The following is a 21,564-nucleotide window of genomic DNA, read 5'->3' on the forward strand; positions in this document are numbered from 1 at the left end:
GACTACACCATTATTCTTGCCCAATCCGGGAAGGATGTCAATAGATGTCTAAGAATTTAGTTACAGTTTCTTCCCCTCTGCGTACATCCAAATTAACAATTATCCGCGTCCATCCGCCCGCATCTGCGGTTTACAATTCTAAAGTAATTAACTGAGCAATTTCATCAGTTTGAAAACCCAAAGCCATCGGCTTTTGTACCCCCGGAATCACCTGGACATCATACAGTTCCGTGACAATTCCTTCAAACCGCAACCAATGAACGATCGCCCCAGCAGTCAAATCGATCGCCATCATACCACAGCGAGGCTCAGCATCCTTGGCTACCAACAAATCATCCAATTCCAAACCGCTAAAAGTGTTGTCACCTCCCCGAGGTTTCGAGAGTCCAACAATTGCCCAATTTTGCCAAAATGCTAGCCCTCGGACATATCCCGGACAAAACGTAATGGCCTCAAATTTCCCTGTGTCTAAATCCACATAACCGAATTCTCCTCTCCCCGAATTCAGCAACCACAACTTGTCTTGATACCACCGCGGTGAATGCGGCATCGACAATCCTGTGACGATAATATCATTAGATTCAATATCAATAACTATACCGCCATTTTTTCGGCGATCGCGCCAGCCATCCACCACATCCGACTGACTCGAAGCCGTCACATATTTCGCCTCCCCCTCCACCATCGCCAAACCGTTGAGGTGACAGCGGTCTTCGTTGATGTATTGTGAGATAAACGGCGGTTTCCACAGAGGTTTGCAACTGTGGCGATCGCTCAAAGTAGCGATACAATTAAATAAAGTGCTAATAAAAATGATTTGATTGTTTTTATCGACAGCGATATCGTGAATGTCGATATCTCCTGTAGTATAACCAATTCTTGGTATATATAATTTATCGTATCCTTGGTATAATTTCCCGGATTCTAAGACATTATCTAATTGCCAGAGTTGATATTTTGAGCTGAGATAAAGGCGTTCCGGCGTGCAGTAAAGCCCCATAGCGCGATCGAATATTCGCCAAAAAGCCGAGATTCTGTTCGTTTCTGGCACAGCACCTATTAACATTAACCTGCTGGTTTGATAGGTGGTGCAAGCGAGGCTGATTTGTTGTTGAGTTAACCAAGATGGCAAATCGCGATCGCCAAAAATCTCGTGTTCTTGTACTGTAGTGAAATTTGTGCGATCGTCATTATTCATAGCATCACTGAGTGTAATTGCCTAAAATCAATAATCTCATAAACTCGCCCCGACTTCGACTTTTTATAATTTGTTTAAAATAACCCGATAAATATAAAGGTTTTGTAAAGGAGAAGCTCAACCACTGACAGTACGATCGAACCCTGCTAAGCTCCTAGCAATTAAAAGTTTAGGGGGTCATCCGCTACCAGATAGAAATACCGCCATCGCAAATCAAATCGGGCGATCGCTTTTAGCAGCTCAAAAACCAGTAATTCTACCTAAAGCAAAAACAGATGAAAACCCTAACTCAACTTAACAAAAAAAATCCCTTTGTTGCTTGCATGAGCAACCAGCCAAGCTCGATCGTCATCCTTGACCCCACAGTACCAGACAGCAACTACATAGCCCAAGGCATCAAACCAGACACAGCCACCTACATCCTGGAAAACCAGCCTGATGCCATAGAGCAAATCACCACAATCCTCGATCGGCATCAAGGCATCGAAACCCTCCACATCATCACCCACGGTAGCCCCGGCAAGATTTACTTAGGCACGACAGAACTCAACAGCAGCAACATCGAACACTACACCCAACAGTTGCAACAGTGGCGAAACTGTTTCACAGCCAACGCCAGCATCATCTTGTATGGCTGTAACGTAGCAGCCGAAAAATCGGGGCACCAATTCCTGACTCAACTGAACCAACTCACAGGCGCAAACATCGCGGCTAACTCCCAACCTACAGGTAACAGCGAACTAGGCGGCACCTGGGACATTCCGCAACTCATCCCCCCATCGCCCCAAAAGCCCAAACTTGCTCTGACAGAAACCACCCTCAAAACCTACAGCGGCGTGCTCAGCTTCGCTCCCAAGGTAGACTTCCCAACTGGCAATGGCCCCGTCTCCGTCAGCATCGGCGACATCAACGGCGACGGCAAACCTGACTTAGCAACCGCGAACCGCCGGAGCAACACCGCCTCCATCCTGCTCAACACCACCCCCATCGGCGCCACCACCCTCACTTTCGCCACCTTCGTCACCTTCGCTACTGGCGATCTTCCCGAATCCGTCAGCATCGGCGACATCAACGGCGACGGGAAACCTGACTTAGCTGTGGCGAACCGCCGGAGCGACACCGCCTCCATCCTGCTCAACACCACCACCACGGGAGCCACCACCCCCACCTTCGCCCCCCAAGTCACTTTCCCTACTGGCGATGGCCCCATATCCGTCAGCATCGGCGACATCAACGGCGACGGGAAACCTGACTTAGCTGTGACGAACTTTTACAGCGACACCGCCTCCATACTGCTCAACACCACCACCACGGGAGCCACCACCCCCACCTTCGCCCCCCAAGTCACTTTCCCTACTGGCGATCGTCCCAACAGCGTCAGCATCGGCGACATCAACGGCGACGGGAAACCTGACTTAGCTGTGGCGAACTTCAACAGCGACAGTGCCTCCATCCTGCTCAATACCACCACCACGGTCGCCACCACCCCCTCTTTCGCCCCCCAAGTCACTTTCCCTACTGGCGATCGTCCCAACAGCGTCAGCATCGGCGACATCAACGGCGACGGGAAACCTGACTTAGCTGTGGCGAACTTCAACAGCGACAGTGCCTCCATCCTGCTCAATACCACCACCACGGTCGCCACCACCCCCTCTTTCGCCCCCCAAGTCACTTTCCCTACTGGCGATGGATTCGGGCTCATCGATGAGCCCAACAGCGTCAGCATCGGCGACATCAACGGCGACGGGAAACCTGACTTAGCTGTGGCGAACGGCCGGAGCGACACCGCCTCCATACTGCTCAACACCACCACCACAGGAGCCACCTTCGTCACCTTCGCTATTGGCGATGAATTCGCTGCTGGCGACGGCCCCGAATCCATGAGCATCGGCGACTTCAACGGCGACGGGAAACCTGACTTAGCTGTGGCGAACTACCGCAGTAACACAGCCTCCATCCTGCTCAACACGCCAACGCCAGTAACTCCCACACCAACGCCAGTAACTCCCACACCAACGCCAGTAACTCCCACACCAACACCAGTAACGCCAACGAATAAGAACAACCCCCCAGTTGTAAATCTTTCTGCCTTTTCGCAAAGTGGAGCACTAGGTTTTTCTCAAACTGGCAATGTGTTTACCTTGGCTGCAAACACCGATACTGACCCCGATCCGGGCGACAGCATTAATTATTCGATCGCCCTAGCAGATTTCAAGGCGTTGAATTCGTCGGCGTTTACATGGAAAACCGATCGGAGTGGCGGTCGCTATCGTCAGCCAGTAAATGAGTTAAGTTTTCCTGAGATTCCTCTCCCCTCATGGTTAACTTTCAATTCCGCAACTCGCAAAATTGAGATCGGCGAGACTCGCCCGCAGAAATTTGACTACTGGATGAAGATAATAGGAACGGATTCGTCTGGTGCCAATGTTAGCGAAATAATCCGCTTCAAGAGTTCTACTTTTGGTGGTTTTGTAATTGACGACTATATTGCCGGCGCGAATGTCTTCTTTGATGCTAACAAAAATGGCATCGCCGATCCGAACGAACCCAAAGGCACAACAGACGGTAACGGCGCATTTAGTTTTGATATTACTTCGGACACTTTTGACACTAATAATAACGGCAAACTTGATGCAAGTGAAGGTAATTTAGTTGCTTTTGGCGGCACCGACATCGGTACGGGTTTACCCCTAGAAACTCCGCTCAAAGCCACACCGGATGCAGAAGTAATTACTTTACTGACTAGCATTGTAGCTGAATTAGCCGATCGCAATTTAAGCGTCAACGAAGCCAATGCCAAAGTCACCAATGCTTTCGGTATTCCCAGCGATATCCCGATTAATTATGTCGATCCGATCGCCGCTACCCTAGGGCAACAACCGGGTGGTAAAGCGGTATTAACTACGATGCTGGTAGCCCAAAACTCGATTACTCAAACAGCGGGATTAATTGAAGGTGCAAGCAATCTGACTATGGGTGATGCTGTCAAGCAAATAATTAGTACGATCGCCGATCGCATCCTAACAGGAACCTTAGATTTCACCAAACCCGAACAAGTGGCGGATTTAATCGTCCAAGTGGGCGATCGGGTAAAGGCGATCGATTCTAATTTTAACAGCCAAGAGATATTAGTAGCGGCACCAGCACTAGCCGAGGTAATCGCAGCATCTAATCAACGTATTGTAGAGGCGATCGCGACTAATACCGATCTGACACAACTGCAAAAACAAGTAGCAGCAATCCAAAAAATTGCTTTGGGTGAAACAACTCAAGACTTTAAAGCATTTGGTGCAGGTCAAAAACCCCTCGATTCTCTAGTTGCAGAAAACACGGGTACGGCGTTAGATGAACAAATTTTGACTGGTGGTAATAACCCTGTAACTCCAACACCAACACCTGTAGTCACAACACCAACACCTGTAGTCACAACACCAACACCTGTAGTCACAACACCAACACCTGTAGTCACAACACCAACACCTGTAGTCACAACACCAACACCCGCAGTCACAACACCAACACCTGTAGTCACAACACCAATACCCCCAGTCACAACTCCTACACCAACACCAACACCGACACCGACACCGACACCGACGCCGACACCGACACCGACAGGGGAAGTACAAATTGCGATCGCAATGCCAAAACCATCGGTATCAAGTAATGTGCGATCGGGTTTACCAGAAAACACCCGATTAGGAGATGTTTACCTGCTAACAGATGGCAACGATACCAGCTTCCCAGCAGCAGCATTAGGCTTAAGCGTATTTGCCCTTTCCGGCAACGATTCCTTGAAGGGATTAGACTTCCCAAACACCTATTTTGGGAATCAAGGAGAAGATACTCTAGTAGGTGCAGGTGGTGACGATCAACTATTTGGCGGCAAAGGTTCAGATTCGATCGATGGCGGTACTGGCAACGATTTTCTTAGCGGGAATAATGATAACGATATCCTGCTAGGTGGTGATGGCGATGATACCCTGCGCGGTGGTAAGCAAGATGATATCTTATCAGGCGGTGCGGGTAACGATCTCCTGAATGGCGATTCCGGTTTGGATATCCTCACAGGTGGCGCAGGGAATGATATCTTTGTATTGCAAGATACGGCTACGGAAGTATCTCAAGCCGATGTGATTACTGACTTCACTTCCGAGGATAAAATCAAGTTAATTGATGTCACTTTTAGTCAATTAACTTTTGAGTCAGTTAATGTCATTTTAGATGGTGCAACTGCTGTATTATCAACGGCGATCAAATCTGGGAATGACTACTTGGGAGTGGTTTATAATCTGAATCCAACGGCTCTTAATAGTAGCTCTTTCTTGTAAGATTGATGGGGAATTCATATTACCCACAGTCAGGACACGGCAGTACATAAGAAGGAGACGGCAGTGCCGTTTCCCTACATTTAATCTGGTGTTGGTAAACGGCACTGCCGTCTCCTCATTTCAGCTAGTAATAATTCCGAATTTTAATGACTATTCATACTTGCGGCCGCGCCACTGAGTAGGCTGATTAAAAGCAGAAATTAGAATTCGCAAAAACGCCAGCGGATCTGCTAAAGGTGACAGCCAAAACAGCCATTTACCAGAGGCCTGAGTTGTATCGTAGCTTGGGGCGATCGCCAAACACAAAGCCGATCGCACCGCCACCAAAAATACATTCAATCCCCACAGCCAAAACTGCGGAAACGCCCCCACAGCAGGCACTGAACCAGACAACAAATACCACAGGACGATCGGCACCGGCAAACCTTGAACCGCCAACAACAGCCACAAATCGCCCCAAATTTCACCGCTAGAAGCAGCATCTTTCAAATCGAGCGATCGCCCCCACTCATTCCAAGTCTCGATCGCCCCCTCATACATCCGCACCTGCAACACCTTCGCCCCATCCAAAAAACCCACCTTAAAGCCCTTAGCAGCCGCATAGCGAGCCAGAGTCACATCATCGCAAAAAGAACCTTTTGCCACCTCATAGCCCCCTAAAGCCACCAAAACCTCGCGCTTACAGAGGAAACACTGACCGTTTGCCATCACCCGTTCCGGCACATCCCCGCCAGTCCCCGTCGGCCCGAACCGATAAACCAAAGTCATTAACAGCGCAGGCTGCAGCCACAACTCCCCCGGATACTTGAGGATAAACTGCGGCGACAGCGAAATCAAATCGTAATTTCCAGCAGCCGCCGTTTTGAGTAAACTCGCAATCAAACCCCGATGCGGCACAGTATCCGCATCTATCCCCAAAATCCACTCGCACTTCTGGGAACTTGCCAAAAAACCCCAATTCAGCGCCCAGGGCCGCCCCACCCAGCCCGCCGGCAGCGGATCGTCGTTAATCAACCGAAACCGGGGGTCTTTTTCGGCCGCAGCCTTGACTAAATCTCCCGTTCCATCTACCGAATAGCTGTCAACTACGATCGCCTCTCGGAGCTCGTAACTTTGGCGAGTTAATCCTTCCAAACAAGGCGAAATTCGATCGGCCTCGTTCAAAGTCGGCACCACCGCAGTACAAGCCCCTAACAAGTCCAGCGTCGGCGATTCCGGTTCCAGGGGCGGAATGCGCGACGGGCCTTTAATTAACCGCGACATTAAAAGGACGGCGGCGGGTAATTGCAGCAGCAGGATGGCGACAGGTAGGATGCTTGTCAAGAGATTTGGCATATTAGGGGCGATCTTATGGATTTTAGATTTTAGATTTTAAATTGAAGAATTCGGAATTGCGAATTGTGGGCGGTATTAATTTGAAAAATTTAATCAAATTTTAGCTTTAAGCATCTTACAGTACAGTAGGGTGCATTAGCGAAAATTGTCGGAAAAAATTCACAATTTCCCAATAGACGCACGCTTGGAATAAATGGTGTAAAGCGAATTAATACCAATTTCAAAAAATAATGCAACAGTATTCTTGTCCCCCCCGCAATGCAGCGGGGGGGTCAAAGAGTATTGCATGATTTTAGAGAAATGGTATTAATTAGGAGTTTAGAGAGTGTCCGGGGGAGCGACAGCAATCAAATTAGTCCGCACTAAGTAAGTCGGTGGGGAAAAACACAACTGTGTTAAGAAAGATAAATGAGGCTCAAACCCCAATCCCTCCTGCATTCTGTCTCCTGACTCCTGCCTCATCCCAACTACAAATATTTACGCCTTTCTACTTACAAAAGGTTTTTATTATGGTAAACCGGACAGGATATGAGACTTGAGAATTACTTTTTCTGACGCGCCCTAAGCTGTTGTGCAAATAAACATTGTATATTTTGATGACAATCAAAAATCGTCAAATTCTCTCCCCCTCTCCCCTGATCCCCATCGGACCCTCAATCGCCATACACAATCTATATGAGCAACAGCTTACTGCTAATCTCTAGCTGAAAAAACCCGGTTTCTTGTAGAAACCGGGTTTTTAAATTCGCTCAAAATTTCGTGTAAAATTTTGTCAAATCAGCCGCGATTACACGGGGGCCGCTTACTTATGCAAAGCACCGACGCGCTGAGAAGGAATTTCAGCTTTCAGAGCAGATTCCAAAGACGGAATTGCTTCTGTTAAGTCATCTGCTGCGGGTTTCGCCAGCCAGCTTAAGACGATCGCCGGAACTACACCCAGAAGCACAGCTAAGGATGTCGGGAACCAAAACCGAGAATCCAAGGAAGTTACAGTGATAATTGCTCCAAAAGCAAAGTTTACCAAATAAACAATTAACGGCAAACCCATTTCCGATCGATCTAATTTAATCGACGTTTTTCTCCACAAGAAAGCTGCTACTGACATAAATAGCGCTCCCGTACCCATCCAGCCCGCCAAGTTGCGGTAAGGCATCCCGAAGAAAGCCCCAAGTTCTTCAAACTCCCAAAAAGGTACTGAAGTTTGACTCATCGCCGGATCTAGTACAAAATCCCAAGCTGTTAGCAGCAAAGAACCAAGGGCGATCGCCCCGATTTGGCCCACCCAGTTGAGTTTGCCTTTACCGCCACCGACTCCAGCGCGAGCAATTATATAGGAAACCAGTCCGAGATAAAACCACGACAGCGGAATTGTAAACGGAACTAGCCCTGCAATTTTGTAGCCCAAACCGCTCAAGTAGTGATAGTTTCCGAAGGGAAAACCCGTACTCGTTCCCAACAACTCGCTACTTAAGGACAAAAACACAGAAGGCACCAAAAATGCCAGAGTTGCACCCAACCCCAACGTCCGATAGGCATAGATAGCAACCGCTGCTGCACCAAAAATGATATAAACTACTCCACCCCCAGCCATCCCCCATTGGAACAGAGTTTGTCCGGCGGGCGGTAAACTCATCACTAATTCAGGATTGGGTACAATCAGCAGCAGCCCTGCCAATCCAAAAGCCATTGACACGACGTGGGCTATCAAGCAAAAGCGCTCAGCCATCAAAAGTTGCTTCATGGGACTCCTCGAAAAAATATTAGATGCAGAAAGCATCCCCTAACAGTTTACAAATCTTTAACATCTTTAACAAAAAACCAAGACAAACTGGGAAAATCAGAATTTTCTGAATACACTGCGATCGCCCCAATCGCGAACCCGATTATACAGAATCCCCAGCCCAATTAAAAATCAGCAACTGGGAACCCAGCCCGGTCAACCGCAGAGCGATCGCCAGCGAAGTCAATGGCAGCTAGGAGTTGGCTTTCCCCGACGATCCAGAATTTTGCCAAATGCTGCTGTGCGATCGTCCCGCCCGCGGCCTGTCAAATCATGTCAGGTCGATCGACAACAATAAATAAGGTTCGTAGTGCGGACGACCGTCCGCCCTCATGCCCAAGACTTGCATTCGGCACAGATCAGTTTTTATTATGGTCATCAACCATAATATTTGAATTTCTGGTTTTCCCGAAGGGATTATTGGTAAAGCCGCCCCTCCAAATTTTTGGCATTAGTGCCAGATGTGGGTCAGGATTTAAAACCCTTAGAGCTTTTCTTTTTGTCCTGCGGTTTGGACTTTGACTTGTTAACTTCGCCTAAAGCTTGCTGAAATAAGTTGTTCAGGTGCAGGGGAACGCTGGCAATTTCCGGGAGTTCTGGTTCTAAGGGTTTTTTAAACTCTTGCAGTAAAGAATCTAAATCAGTCTCGATCGCAAAATCAGTCCGCTGCAACACAGTTTGCAAAATTTGTTCTAATTTCGCTGGATTAACTTTCGCTAACCGCTGCCAAATCCAGGCATTAATTGCAGCATCTTCAAGATAGCTGCGAACCAACTTTTCGTAACCTGGAATGGTTGAAAAGTCCTCTGCTGCCAGCATTTCGGTAAATTGAGCGTAGGTAGACAAAAAAGTTTGCCCCCAGCGAGGATGAGAAAGTGCTGTCACCTTTTCGGCTTTTTTGAAGCGATCGGGCAATTCGACTTTCGGCGTTACCATTTTTGAACTAGCATTGCTGTCGAGCATTACCTCAACGGCTTTAGCATCCGCGCCTGCTGCTGCGATGGCCGCGGCTTTGACCTCTTCTCGATCGACTCCAGCATCTTCAACCATATCCGCCAGAGATTTAGTTTCATCAACGCCGATCTCAGCTAGGTGTTTTTTAGTGATTACTTCCTGAAATTCAGCCAACTTTTTATTCAGGTGATATCCCGATAGCGTCACTTCATCGCTGCCAAAAAATTCGGTAAAATCTTCATCGTACTTTTCTACCGACTTCCAAGCTTGTTCTAACAGTTCCGGCGCGTCGCTGTACAGGTTATTTTTGTAATTTTGCTTGAAATTGCCGATCGCCACAGCCAACTTCGGCTTGCCCAATTTCCCCATCCCAATCGCAGGGCCCGAGAGTATCCACCAGTCATCGGTGAGGGGCGCAATCCGAGCCCGCAAGATTTCTCCTAACTTTAAGCGAGACATTTGTTCGAGGAAATTAGCGCTGTTGGGCTTGACAGCGTAGTGCTTTGCCGTCAGCCAGTTCATCAGTTCCAAGCTGTCGGGGGAAATTTGAGTAATCTCAAACAACGCAGGGAAGCTTCTGTGCTGCCAACTTTCTAGCAAACCGAGCTCGCTCTGGGTTAAATCCGGCTGACTTTCGATAAAAATGTCGATCGGCGTTTTATCTCCGACTTTACCTTCAACGGTAAAACTGTCAATCACTTGATTTTGCTGAGCAATATCATAGCGTTCGCCAGTCGATCTAGCTGCTGCAAAAGCTTCCAAAGCTACTGCTAAATCTCCTTCAGCATCCATCACAAAGTCAATTAAATTTTGCTTGAGCGTCCAAGCTTTTTCCAACATTTCATCCACAAGTAATACCGATTTTGAATGAGAGGATTTAGATTAACAATTATGGGACTCGATTGCGAACAATCGCCCAGATTGCGAAAAATCGCAGAAATATGCGATCGATGCCTGGTATCGTGTCCGATCGATTGCCATCACAAAACGATTCGTTGAATTGCGTACAAGAGTACCAACTCTGGGAGCGGACTAAAGCCCGCACTACGAACTTTAGGAGCGGACTAAAGTCCACACTACGAACGAATCTTAGATTTGTCAATCGATCCGAATACGATATGAGTCCTGAATTAGTTTAATTTTATGGCTAATAGTCAACAAAAAAGCGCCAATTTCCAACTCTGCTGTTAATATTTTTTTGGGCCATCCCAGTCGGAAAACCCGCCCTGGAAAAATTTTGCTGACAAATGGGATTTCAACGCAGCATAAAAATACCCCTCCCGCTCTAGAGAGCAGCTAAAAATCCCCTATAAATTTGCTAAACTCGCGTTGAAAATAGTTTTTAATTTCAATGTTATCTTGCACCTGTGGCAAAAACCGGGAATAGAACCGAAAATCTAGTATCACAATCTGTATCTCTGGTTCAAAAACCCGGTTTTTATCAGTTGAAAAACCTGGAGCGATCGAGTTTAGGTGCATCTAAGACTGAAAAATAGTTGCTGACTCGCAAAAAACGGATACCGCGCCCCCGACGCTCCTCAGTAAATCTCCCAAAATTTTAGATTCTAGTTCAAGATTCCAGATTCACTGCGCTGCAAGTCAATCTCAAATCCCAAATCTAAAATCTAAAATCTAAAATCGATTGTGTTAGCGGCCGTCTTTGTCAATGTCGCCGGGAACAGCGCGTTCCACCCGATCCCAAGCGTCGCGCGTGGCGTGCTTAGCCTTTTCCCACTGTAGGTTCGACTTACCGCGATTTGTTTCGTAGTCGCGCTGCAAATCGTTTTCGATGTCGCTATAGCTTTTACCAGTACCGCCGTAACGGCTGTAACCCTCGTAGCCAGTGCGGTATGCAGGTTGATAGTCGTCGTAAGTAGCGTTCGTGTCCGCGTAAGAACGGGTGCTGTAGTTGTTTTGCCAGTAAGTATCTTCTACTGTAGGGTCGATCGACTCTGCGACACCTTTACCCGCCAAACCGCCACCAAATGCGCCCACAACTGCGCCCACAACTGCGCCCACAGGCCCGCCGATCGCACCGCCGATCGCAGCACCCGCAGCACCCGCACTCGCGGCACCGATACCGGTTCCCACTGGATGAGCTCCTGTTTCCCCAGAAATCGGGTCTAGGTTAGCATCTGTTCCCTTCACTGTTTCTTTATCGTTGCTCATGATATTTTTTTCCTTTTATTTAACTGAATCTATGATTAAATCTACCTTTTAAACTTCTATTTATTCATCTTCCTTTGGGATGAATCTGCTAGCTTAAAAAGCCTGGTCAGCGCCACTAAAAAACTGGTTTGGACGGAAGAACTAAGTCGTTTAACAAGTTACTAAAACAACCTAGGGTGCGCGACAGCACACCCTAGGTCGTTAGGTTCAAGCGAGTTAAGAACGACGATCTATTGTGTTCTCACCAAAGCTCCGTATTTACCAGCAACTTGAATTAGATAGAAAATTGTTAATTTATTATTGACCCGTGACCTTTTCGATCAGCTCTTCAGCTTTTTGAACAATGTTTTCTTGCGGGTGCTCTTCGTTGTATTCCTTTAGACTTTCATCATAAACCTTCTCGACCTTTGCAGGATTTTGAGCTGTGTTGACGAGATCTTCGTAAGCTGCTTGGGGATTGAGATCCTCAAATTTTTCTGCAGGGTCAGTAATTTTACCTGACTGCTGCGCCTGACTGCTGTATTGACCTGCTGCGTAAGCCGGCTGATTGGGTGCTAGCGCCATACCTGCTAAACCAATGAAAGCCAGCGTACAGATCAGCAAAATGCTTTGACTCAATGTTTGCCCGAGAGCTTTTAAAACCCGCTTCATATCGACATCTCCTGGTATTTTTTCGCAAAAACTATGGTGTTTGTTGTCCCGATCGGGCGATCGCGCGTCCAAAACCTTGGTTAAAGTGCAATCTTTGTTGCAGCTACCGTGTGTCGATCGATCCAAAAGGGCTATTTCTGGTGATGTGCAATATCTTAAACTCCTGCTTGCTACAATTACTTCTACCAAAAGATAGATTAGTTAAACAAGCAAAACTCATCTAGTGTGAGGGCCCGCAATTGGGCAAAACACTCAATCTAGCGGTTATCCTACAATTATTATTGCAAACCCTCACTCTTCTCTCCTCTTCCTAGCGCTTACGCGCCGCTTCGCGTACTGCGTTCTTTGCGTCTTCGCGGTTCGTCAAAAAAAGCCCGTTCACCACACATCTAAAATTGCCCTCAAAACCCGAACAAACTACACACACACCTGCTCTATGTTGAGGTTTCGACTCTGCATAGCTCTTTCAAATAGTTCGGTAGAAAGAGCTTGTTCCACCGACCAAACGCCAGGTTTTGCCAGTTTGCCTTCTAACATCAATTGAGCGATGCTGCCAGTACCGATACCCGTAGCTGTAGCAGCATTTGGGTGTAGCGCTGTCGATCGAACTTTAGCCGGTTTACCGTTTTTGAGGCCGGTCACTTGCGATCGCACAGCCACACCCACACCGCTAAAATTATTGCTAACAGCAGTCATCCCGTAGCTGACATAGGACAAAAACTCAATCACCGAAGAATTTTTCAGCCAGCTATCGGGCCAGTATTTGGCAACAAACCAAGTCAGGTGATTGTAAAGGTCTGGAGACGTGCCGAATTTAGTAACAACTGTTTTTACTGGGAAAGTTTCGGGCAAAGTAATTGCTTCCGGCATATCGAACCAGTAAACGCCTGTTTTGCCGTAGGGTGCGGGAAATTCTATCGTTTCGCGATCGGTGTATGGCTTAATCTGCTGCATTTTGCCATCAATCAAAGCCTCAAAAGGAGTTTGTAAACCTAAGAAAGTAGTCCGCATCACCGTGACACCAGCACCGCCAGAACCACCGACAACGTAACTCAAATGCACCTGTTCGGCTGTATCTAATTTCTCGATATCTCGGCGTACCATGCTATTAGAAACTCCCGGAAAAATTCCCGTGTTAATAATCGCTGTCACCCCAGTATTCTTAGCTGTTTCGCGCAATTCTAAAGCTCTGCGAGTAAAACTGCGGCTGTCGCTGACATCAGCATAATTAACACCAGCTTCGATGCAAGTTTTCAATACGCTAGCATCTCGGTAGTGAAATGGCCCGGCACAGTGAACGACGAGGTTAGAGGATGAAACAGCTTGTTGCAAAGCGGCGCTGTCTGCTAAATCTAAAGCTAAATAGCGCGATCGATCCGGCGGCAACTTTGGTGGAAGAGAGCCATTAGGGTCGCGTCCGGTAATAGTAATTTCTGCGTCGGTGTGGGTAACAAGGTCTTGAGCAACGCTGCTGCCAATTCGGCCCCGCCCGCCGACAATCAAAACTCGGTTTGTCATCGCTAAAAATAGGGTAACGCTAATATTATTTTCTCATTGTTTGAGTCATATTTTCCATCTGCACAAAGGATGAATTTTTGATAAACAGTCGATCGTTGATAGTTGACAGTGACAGTTGGTAGGGGCCGGTGCCTGTGAGTGTCAGCCAGTTTTGAAAGAGCGCGAACCAGCTCCAAGTTTGGCAAAAAATGCTCCCGATTTAGAGAAGGTGTTAAGTTCGATCGCCCTTCGTTTTCCCTTGATGCGTCATCATGCTGAAGAAATTATCTCGCAATAATTATTCTGGAAAATCACTAACTTTATCAGCTCGGAGGAATAATATATTTCCAAGAGGTAACTCTCACTTTTTCTAGCCCTATGCTTTTAGCAATTTCCAAAACTCGATCGTAATCTTTTGCTTCCACGTAGCTTTTAGCCAGATTCTCCAATGCGACATATTTGATTGATTCATCAGTTGCAGAGCGAGCAAATTTGATAATTTTATCTGAATTATTTTCGGTATTTGCATATTGATAAATAATCGACCTTAACAACGCTCTTTGGTCAAATTCGTTCTCTAAGGTTTTAGTAATTGCTATAATTCGATCGCATTCTAATTCTTGGGAGACCATCAATTCCGCGATTACCGCTAATGGATCGTCACCGGCAGAAATAGAAGCTGGAGCCATTTTAATAATCGACTCAAATTGTCCTAGTTCAGCATAGCGGTAAGCAATTGCCCATAACGCTTCGTCTTTGTGATATTCGTTCTCTAAATTTTCTGCAAATTCAAGTGCTTTGTCAAATTGCCCCGCTTTAGCATAACCGCCAGCTATATCGCTCATTGCCTCCCATTTCCAATCATTCTCATCCTCATCATCTGGATCTTTTATCATTCCTGCAATTTCCTTGGCCTGTTCAAATTGTCCGGATGCGACATAATTTTTGACAATTTGAATTAAGGGTGAGTTTTTCCAATCATTATCTATGGTTGCAACAATTTTCAAGGCTGCATCCGATTGTCCGGCTTTTGCATATTCATCAGCGATCCAAGCTAGAGCTAATTCTTTTTCCTCATTGTCTATTATTATTTCAGCAATCTGGATGGCTCGATCGAATTGCCCTATTTTAGCATATTTTCTGGCGAGCCGATTTAAAATCCAGGCTTTGTCACGGTCATTTTCTACCAGTTGGGCAATCTCAAAAGCTGTATCTAGCTGTCCTAAATTTTCCTGGACATAGTAGGAGAGATGAGTTAACATCCAAGCTGGATATGGATCGTTTTTGATGACCCAAGCAATTCTGATGATTTGAGTCAATACCTCAGCAGCTTTGCTCGTTTGTTCTGTGTTACCGTAGCTGCGAGAAATAGAAATCAAAGCCATAGCTTTATAATAGTTACTTTCTATTGTTTGGGCAATACTGAGAGCCGAGTCAGCTTGTCCAGATGCTGCAACTTGAGACGCGATCGCACTTAACGCACAAGCTTGAAAATCCTCATCTTCTATGCCTCGTGCCACCAGAACAGCAGAACCGTAGTTTTCTACTTGAGCATAGCTGCGGATGAACGCATTTAACACTTGCTCTCTTACAGAAACTGAGCATTGAGGCAAAGCTTTAGGAATGTCATTCGGGAATGTTTGGGCTATCTGAAAAGCTCTCGCAAAATTTTCTTGAGCTTGCTCGATTTGTCCCAACTTTAGATGATTGTCGGCGATTTCAACCAACTCCAGAGCCTGAAAACGATCTTTTAAAAGTTGGGATGACATTACCTGCACTTCCTCTCGATTTGCTAACTATACAAAGTCATAAATAGGGACTTCCAGCGTGCGACTTGGCTGTTTTCCTTTCCAGATGATTTGCTGTAGTCGCTCTACAGTTTCTGGTGAGAAAAAACGCTCTCCTGTTTCTACACACAATCGGGCTGGCACATTTTCAATAATGATAAAATTTCCATCCATTTCAAGAGTATAGTTAACTCTTTGTTCAATCATGGTTTCTTTCCAGACTTTATTGCTCATTTTGAGTTCTCCTAACTTTGAAATTCATCCACAGTTCAGCGCTCGGTTCGTATAGGGTAATAATTTTTATCAAAGGGCGGGATGGATAACTACACTGGATGTGCAAAGGTCGAGCTGCTAGGGTAAAACCCAGTATCAGGCAGCTTGGACCATATTTGTCGTCTGGATAATCTTCGATAACTTCACCGCTTGAAATAGCGTCGCGCAGTTCTTGCACCGCGATCTGGCGGATGATGCTTTGATTGAGAGCGTGCTGTGAGAACTCAAACTGGCTTTGAACAATTTTATTGCGGATTTCTTCAATCATTACCAGGGTGCATAACAGCTTACGGATTTCCTTTTGATCTAAAACTTAACATTTAATTATACATAAAATCACCCTATTTTTCAACTAAGCTTACCAAAAACAGTCAATCAATAAGGGCGGGGAATGCCCGCCCCCTTAGCTTCTAATTACTCCGAAACACCGACTTAGCCGTCGATTTCAAAGAATTAGCCGCATCCGCCAAAGTTTGCGCGATCGGCTGCTGCGAGTGCATGAAGACGCGAGCCGTATTGCGTCCCGGCATCCCCGAAATCGAGCCGCCAGGGTGCGTACCCGCACCAGTTAAAAACAAACCGTCGATCGGCGTTTTGTAATTGGCCAACTCCGGTAAAGGACGGAAAAATATCATCTGATCCAGCGTCATGTCAACGTGGTAATAATTCCCCTTCAGCGCCCCCAAACGCTCTCCCAATTCGGCCGGACTTTCCACGCGGCGGCCGATAATTGAATTCTTGATATTCGGCGCGTATTCTGCTAATTTGTCAATGCAGCGATCGGCAACTTTGTTTTTCAGCTCATCCGTCCAACCCGTACCGTGCTGACCGGTTCCCTCAGCATTTTCGATTTGGTAAGGAGCAAAAAATTCAATCCAAGCCGTATGGTGTCCGGGAGGAGCCATCGACGGGTCTCTTACGGTAGGAAACACGACATACATCGACGGATCGGAATCGGGGATTTTGCCGATCGCAGGCTGAGTATGAGCAATTTCCACGTGTTTCACCGAGTCAGCAATTAAAACAGAACCCATTAAATATTCATCTCGGTGATTCCAGCGATCGAATTTAGGTACTTCATTGAGAGCTAAATCAATTTTCAGAATTGTCTCGTTGTTATTGACAATTTTGCGCTCCAATCTTTCCCGCAAATTCGGGTCAGCAGCATCAACATCGCTGTCATCCATTAAGTGCAGAAACAGACGCTTAGCATCAATATTAGAAATGACGCCTTTAGTAGCTCGATATTCGGTGCCGCCTGCAACTCGAACTCCCACCGCGCGGCCATTATCAACTAATATTTTCTCAACGTGCTGGTCGGTAAGTATAACACCCGCATAGGTTTTGACTAAATTGACGAGCGCTTGCACCAATGCACCCGTTCCCCCGCGAGGCCTCGCCATGCCGGGATTGTGGCGCATGGCCATCATAATTGCACCGATCGCAATGGTTTTTTGCGAAGGAGGCGCGCCCAATTCTGAAGCGAGTCTCGCTAAGGGTGCTTTCAGAAATTCCTCATCAAACCACTCGTTGAGAATGTCCTCAGCGCTGGTAATCATCGTGCGAATAAAGTCCAGCGTTTTGTCGGGGGAACCGATGACTGAAAATAAGTCTTTGAGTTTGGCAATATCGTAGTTGCCGGCAATATCTATAATAGATTTTGGTGGCGCATTGAACATCGGGATCATTGCACTTAAAGCGCGCTGCCAAAAATCTGTATATTCGGCATATTTTTTCGCGTCGCGCTCGTTGTAGCGGGCAATTTCTGCACAAGTTTTTTCGACGGAAGTGTGTGCTAAGAAATATTTGCCGTCTGGATGCGGACAAAAAACGACTGGATCGCAGTAAAGATATTCTAAACCGTATTTTTCCAGTTCTAATTCTTCTACGACTGGCCCTAGATGGATAAATTCGTGGTCGATCGCGCACAAATTGAATTTAAAATCGGGTAATTCGGGAATCGCAGCTTCGGTAGTCGCCGCGCCGCCGGGAACCGAACGTTTTTCTAACAAAAGGACTGTATATCCGGCTTTGAGGAGATAAGAGGCACAGACAAGTCCGTTGTGACCCGCTCCGATGATAATTACATCATAGGTTTGCATAAATGAAGCTCTGGGGATAGGATATTTTGTTTGATTTTACAAATGTTAACAAGTTGGCAGTCTCTATCAATAGAAATAGATTCATCTTCAGAGATTAGTTTTAGTATCTTACAAAAGATGGAGGTTTTATTAAATGCTGTCGTGCGATCGCCTGCTTGTTTCTTGAATTGACCGATCAATTGTTTGCTTTCAACTGTCAATTGTTGAACCTTCGATCGCTCCTGCCAACTAGCCCCTGCATCATACCACAGATTTTGGAATTTACTTGCGTCACACAAAAAATTAATTATCAGTACGATTTCCCAAATAAACTCTTGTTTTGTAAACTAATGAAACAAAGCCTCGATCGCCGCAGTGAGCTTGATAAAGCTCGGTTAAATCCGAGATGATTTTCTGCAAGTGAGGCCCGGAGTGGGGAATGTACGACGCGCTTTTGGCCCGCCCGATCAAACCTGCTAAATCTACATTTTGTCTGTGAGCAAATTCGATCGCGCGCACGTCACTAAAATCTGGACTCGCAAGCAATGGCTCGATCGCGCGAGCTCGCTTTTCGGCAGGATGGCTGTTAGAAGCGCTTTTAACAATTTGAGTGTAACCTAGTGTCAGCGCATCCGCGCGATCGCGCAAATTCCAAACTACAGCCAACCTTCCCGACGGCTTGAGAATTCGCCGAAATTCTGGTAAGCTTAAAACAGGATTAAACCAATGAAAAGACTGGAAACACGAGACTAAATCGAGGGATGAGTCGGGCAAATTAGTAGCTTCAGAAGTTCCTTCTCTAAACTCTACCCGCTCGTGAGGTGCAGCCGCTTGTCTCATTTCGGCATTAGGCTCGATCGCTAATACTCGAACACCTCTTTCTGCTAAATGACGCGAAGAAATCCCCGTACCTGCACCGATATCGGCTGCTGTTAATTGCGAAGATTCCCCAAGTCCATCTAAAATCGCCTCAATCGCAGCGGCTGGATAAGTCGGGCGGTATTTGACATAATCGGCGGCGCGATCGGAAAATCGACCTAGCGGATTCATCTCGTATAGCGCAGGTTTAGAATCATTTGAATTCATAGTTGGCAGTTGGCAGTTGGCAGTTGTCAGTTGGCAGTTGGCAGTTGGCAGTTGTCAGTAGTTAGTTGTCAGTTGGCAGTTGGCAGTTGGCAGTTGTCAGTAGTTAGTTGTCAGTAGTTAGTAGACATTTTAACTAATGACTAAGGAATGAAAATTTAATAACTTAAGCAATTGCTCGATACTTTCGCTCTGTCTGGTAATGCAGATAGGCGAGGAAGAGCCTCCTTTTATCTGCTAACTTACAGGATAGAGGACTGTAGGAGGTGTTTAAGTTATTAAGTTTTAGATCCTAATTATAAATCAATACAGTTTACTTAAAATCCTCTTAATAGAGCAACGAAGCAATCGCAGTATTATTTGGTTTTCAGAATATTTTAGCACATGGATCGTCTTAACTAAACCGTATTGGATGACAAGTTAGTTTGCGAGATTAAAAACTAGCTTGTCTAATGACTAATGACTAATAACTAATGACTAATGACTAATGACCAATGACTAATGACCAATGACTAATGACTAATGACCAATGACTAATGACCAATGACCAATGACTAATGACTAATGACTACTGACTAATTATTTGAGTTCATTGAGGGCAGCCTCGGCTTTTTGGGCGCCATCATTGTTTCCTTGCTGGCGGTAAGTGTCTAGAGCTTGTTGGAAAGCTTGAATTGCTTCGGATGTGCGATCGCGCGCTTTGAGTGCTTGACCCATATCGTAATAAGCTTCTGCTCTGTTTGGATCGATCTGGATCACTCGCCTAAAAGTGATAATCGCTCCTACAAAATCTTGTTTTTGGATTTGAATTTCCCCGATCGCCACGTATGCTTCAACTAAATTCGGGCGCACGTCAATCGCCCGCTTATAAGCTACCACGGCTCCGTCTAAGTCGTTTTGAGATCTGAGAAGTTCGGCGATTTCTACTTGCACTTCGGGATTTCGTGGCTCTAGTTTGGCTGCTTCTTCAAAAGCTGCTAGTCCTTCGGAAGTGTTGCCGTTCCGCAGCAAAGCACTACCTAATTTTAACTGGATGCTGGACTGTTTGGGAGCGAGTTTGGCTGCTTCTTCGAGCACGGTGACAGCACTGGCAAAATTTCCCTGCTGGATCAATACTAAACCCATTGAAGAATAAGCTTGCCAATTTTTCGGATCGAGGGCGATCGCCTCTTGGTATGCTTTAAATGAACCGCTGTAATCTTTTTGCTGAAAAAGTACCACTCCCAGACCGATGCGGGCGTTGACATTTTTGCGATCGAGCGCAGTGGCGCGGCGGTAAGCGGAGGCTGCTGCGGGATAGTTTTGTAGGTTCGCCATAGCATATCCTAGGGCGTATTGAAAATCAGCATTTTTGGGTTCGAGACCGATCGCCTGTTGGTAAAATTCTACAGAGGCTTGATAGTTGCCTTGACGCGCTTCTAAATAGCCAATACCGGAAAAAATGCGCGGGTTTTCGGCATCTAAACGCGCTGCTTGCTGATAAACGTCGATCGCCTTACTGTAATCTCCTGCATTTACCAACTCGCGTCCTTGTCGCAGCAGATCGTCTAAATTTGAATCGTTTTTAGGTTGAACTTGAACAGATGTTTCTGCTGATAGCGCTACCTGCGGCGCTGCGATCGCGAATCCCGCTACCAACAGCGTACTTAATACCAAGAGACTTTGTTTGTGGACGGCCATTTGTTTCAAAGAATGTGTGGAATAAAAGAGCGAGTTGCAGCCAGCTTGCTAGCGCTGAGCTGCAAGAAACGGATACAAACCACTGACGCTAGCGTCAGAGTATATCCCAAAATTTTAGAGTTTAGTTCAACCTCCGGTGATTCAAGGTGCTGGAGCGTCAATCCAAAATTCTTCAATTCTTTAATCGACGCTCCAGCTTAGGGTTTGGCTGGAATCTTGGAACGGCGAGATGTAGTAAATCTACAGAACTCGACTCACTCAAAATTTTCGCACTTGAGGGCAACTGATGATTGTAACAACAACTGATATCATCCAAGGAGCAGAAATTCAATCTTACTTGGGAATTGTAACTGCTGAGGTGGTCTACGGCACCAACGCCCTGCGAGATTTTTTCGCGGGGATTCGCGACATCATCGGCGGGCGCACCGGCAGTTATGAGGAAGTGTTTCTCAAAGGACAGCGAGATGCCCTCGCGGAACTGGAAAAACGGGCAGGGCGTCTCGGTGCTAATGCCGTCATCGGGGTGGAAGTTGATACTGGCACGATTAATGTAGACTCTTCGGGAGCTCTGCTGCTGATTACTGCCGTCGGAACGGCTGTAAGATTGCGTTAAGCAGCCTTTCCTCTATACGTCGGCGAACTTTGTTTAACTGGATAAAATAGTTATTCTTGAAATACTCCCCGGCGTAAACGCACGGGGATTCTTTACGCTTCACCGACTGATGCAACCGAAGTTGTCTTACTC

General features: G+C 46.5%; 16 protein-coding genes. 3 read left to right on the plus strand and 13 right to left on the minus strand.

All coding sequences use genetic code 11. The annotated features are described in order from the left end of the window. Positions 1 to 130 precede the first annotated feature (130 nt). A complete protein-coding gene (locus QUA97_RS25465) occupies positions 131 to 1,198 on the minus strand; it encodes a TIGR03032 family protein (protein WP_194071184.1) in 1,068 nt (355 codons plus the stop codon). A gap of 275 nt (positions 1,199 to 1,473) precedes the next feature. Between QUA97_RS25465 and QUA97_RS25470 the strand changes: the two genes are divergently transcribed. Next, positions 1,474 to 5,529: an FG-GAP-like repeat-containing protein gene (locus QUA97_RS25470; RefSeq protein WP_333196942.1), complete on the plus strand. Its 4,056-nt coding sequence runs from the start codon at positions 1,474 to 1,476 to the stop codon at positions 5,527 to 5,529. Positions 5,530 to 5,679: 150 nt separating this feature from the next. Here the strand turns inward: QUA97_RS25470 and cruG are convergent, their stop codons facing one another. The 6 genes from cruG to QUA97_RS25500 form a co-directional block, all read right to left on the minus strand. Further along, positions 5,680 to 6,864, minus strand: a complete 1,185-nt coding sequence (gene cruG / locus QUA97_RS25475; RefSeq protein WP_194071182.1) for a 2'-O-glycosyltransferase CruG — start codon at positions 6,862 to 6,864, stop codon at positions 5,680 to 5,682. Positions 6,865 to 7,666: 802 nt separating this feature from the next. Continuing rightward, positions 7,667 to 8,605, minus strand: coding sequence for a gamma-carotene 1'-hydroxylase CruF (gene cruF / locus QUA97_RS25480; RefSeq protein WP_194066640.1), 939 nt, complete (start codon positions 8,603 to 8,605; stop codon positions 7,667 to 7,669). A 507-nt stretch (positions 8,606 to 9,112) separates the two neighbouring features. Continuing rightward, positions 9,113 to 10,438: a hypothetical protein gene (locus tag QUA97_RS25485; protein WP_228049832.1), complete on the minus strand. Its 1,326-nt coding sequence runs from the start codon at positions 10,436 to 10,438 to the stop codon at positions 9,113 to 9,115. An 807-nt stretch (positions 10,439 to 11,245) separates the two neighbouring features. Further along, the gene (locus tag QUA97_RS25490; protein ID WP_194066638.1) at positions 11,246 to 11,767 is read right to left on the minus strand and encodes a hypothetical protein; all 522 of its coding nucleotides are present in this window, start codon (positions 11,765 to 11,767) and stop codon (positions 11,246 to 11,248) included. A 297-nt stretch (positions 11,768 to 12,064) separates the two neighbouring features. After that, entirely contained in the window at positions 12,065 to 12,544 is a 480-nt protein-coding gene (locus QUA97_RS25495; RefSeq protein ID WP_228049828.1) for a hypothetical protein, read from the minus strand. Between the two features lie 291 nt (positions 12,545 to 12,835). Then, positions 12,836 to 13,936: a saccharopine dehydrogenase family protein gene (locus QUA97_RS25500; protein WP_333196947.1), complete on the minus strand. Its 1,101-nt coding sequence runs from the start codon at positions 13,934 to 13,936 to the stop codon at positions 12,836 to 12,838. A gap of 151 nt (positions 13,937 to 14,087) precedes the next feature. On the opposite strand from QUA97_RS25500, the gene QUA97_RS25505 reads away from it, so the two are divergent. Beyond that, the gene (locus QUA97_RS25505; protein ID WP_255513389.1) at positions 14,088 to 14,213 is read left to right on the plus strand and encodes a hypothetical protein; all 126 of its coding nucleotides are present in this window, start codon (positions 14,088 to 14,090) and stop codon (positions 14,211 to 14,213) included. 25 nt (positions 14,214 to 14,238) lie between these two features. Here the strand turns inward: QUA97_RS25505 and QUA97_RS25510 are convergent, their stop codons facing one another. The 6 genes from QUA97_RS25510 to QUA97_RS25535 form a co-directional block, all read right to left on the minus strand. Further along, on the minus strand, positions 14,239 to 15,684 hold the full coding sequence (locus tag QUA97_RS25510) for a tetratricopeptide repeat protein (RefSeq protein ID WP_333196950.1): 1,446 nt from the start codon (positions 15,682 to 15,684) through the stop codon (positions 14,239 to 14,241). Between the two features lie 27 nt (positions 15,685 to 15,711). Further along, positions 15,712 to 15,936, minus strand: a complete 225-nt coding sequence (locus QUA97_RS25515; RefSeq protein ID WP_333196952.1) for a YgiT-type zinc finger protein — start codon at positions 15,934 to 15,936, stop codon at positions 15,712 to 15,714. Continuing rightward, on the minus strand, positions 15,926 to 16,243 hold the full coding sequence (locus tag QUA97_RS25520; protein ID WP_333196954.1) for a DUF4258 domain-containing protein: 318 nt from the start codon (positions 16,241 to 16,243) through the stop codon (positions 15,926 to 15,928). Before QUA97_RS25520 ends, QUA97_RS25515 begins: the two co-directional genes overlap by 11 nt. Before the next feature lie 142 nt (positions 16,244 to 16,385). Continuing rightward, entirely contained in the window at positions 16,386 to 18,077 is a 1,692-nt protein-coding gene (gene crtO, locus QUA97_RS25525; RefSeq protein ID WP_194066633.1) for a beta-carotene ketolase CrtO, read from the minus strand. 282 nt (positions 18,078 to 18,359) lie between these two features. Beyond that, positions 18,360 to 19,142 carry a class I SAM-dependent methyltransferase gene (locus QUA97_RS25530; RefSeq protein WP_333196957.1) on the minus strand — a complete coding sequence of 261 codons (783 nt, stop codon included), beginning with the start codon at positions 19,140 to 19,142 and terminating at the stop codon, positions 18,360 to 18,362. Between the two features lie 576 nt (positions 19,143 to 19,718). Continuing rightward, a complete protein-coding gene (locus QUA97_RS25535; RefSeq protein ID WP_194066631.1) occupies positions 19,719 to 20,819 on the minus strand; it encodes a tetratricopeptide repeat protein in 1,101 nt (366 codons plus the stop codon). A gap of 286 nt (positions 20,820 to 21,105) precedes the next feature. Here QUA97_RS25535 and QUA97_RS25540 point away from each other — a divergent pair, with 286 nt between their 5' ends. Next, the gene (locus QUA97_RS25540; protein WP_194011360.1) at positions 21,106 to 21,432 is read left to right on the plus strand and encodes a YbjQ family protein; all 327 of its coding nucleotides are present in this window, start codon (positions 21,106 to 21,108) and stop codon (positions 21,430 to 21,432) included. Positions 21,433 to 21,564: the final 132 nt, after the last annotated feature.

It is taken from the genome of Microcoleus sp. CZ3-B2 (genome assembly GCF_036705055.1).
GTDB lineage: Bacteria > Cyanobacteriota > Cyanobacteriia > Cyanobacteriales > Microcoleaceae > Microcoleus.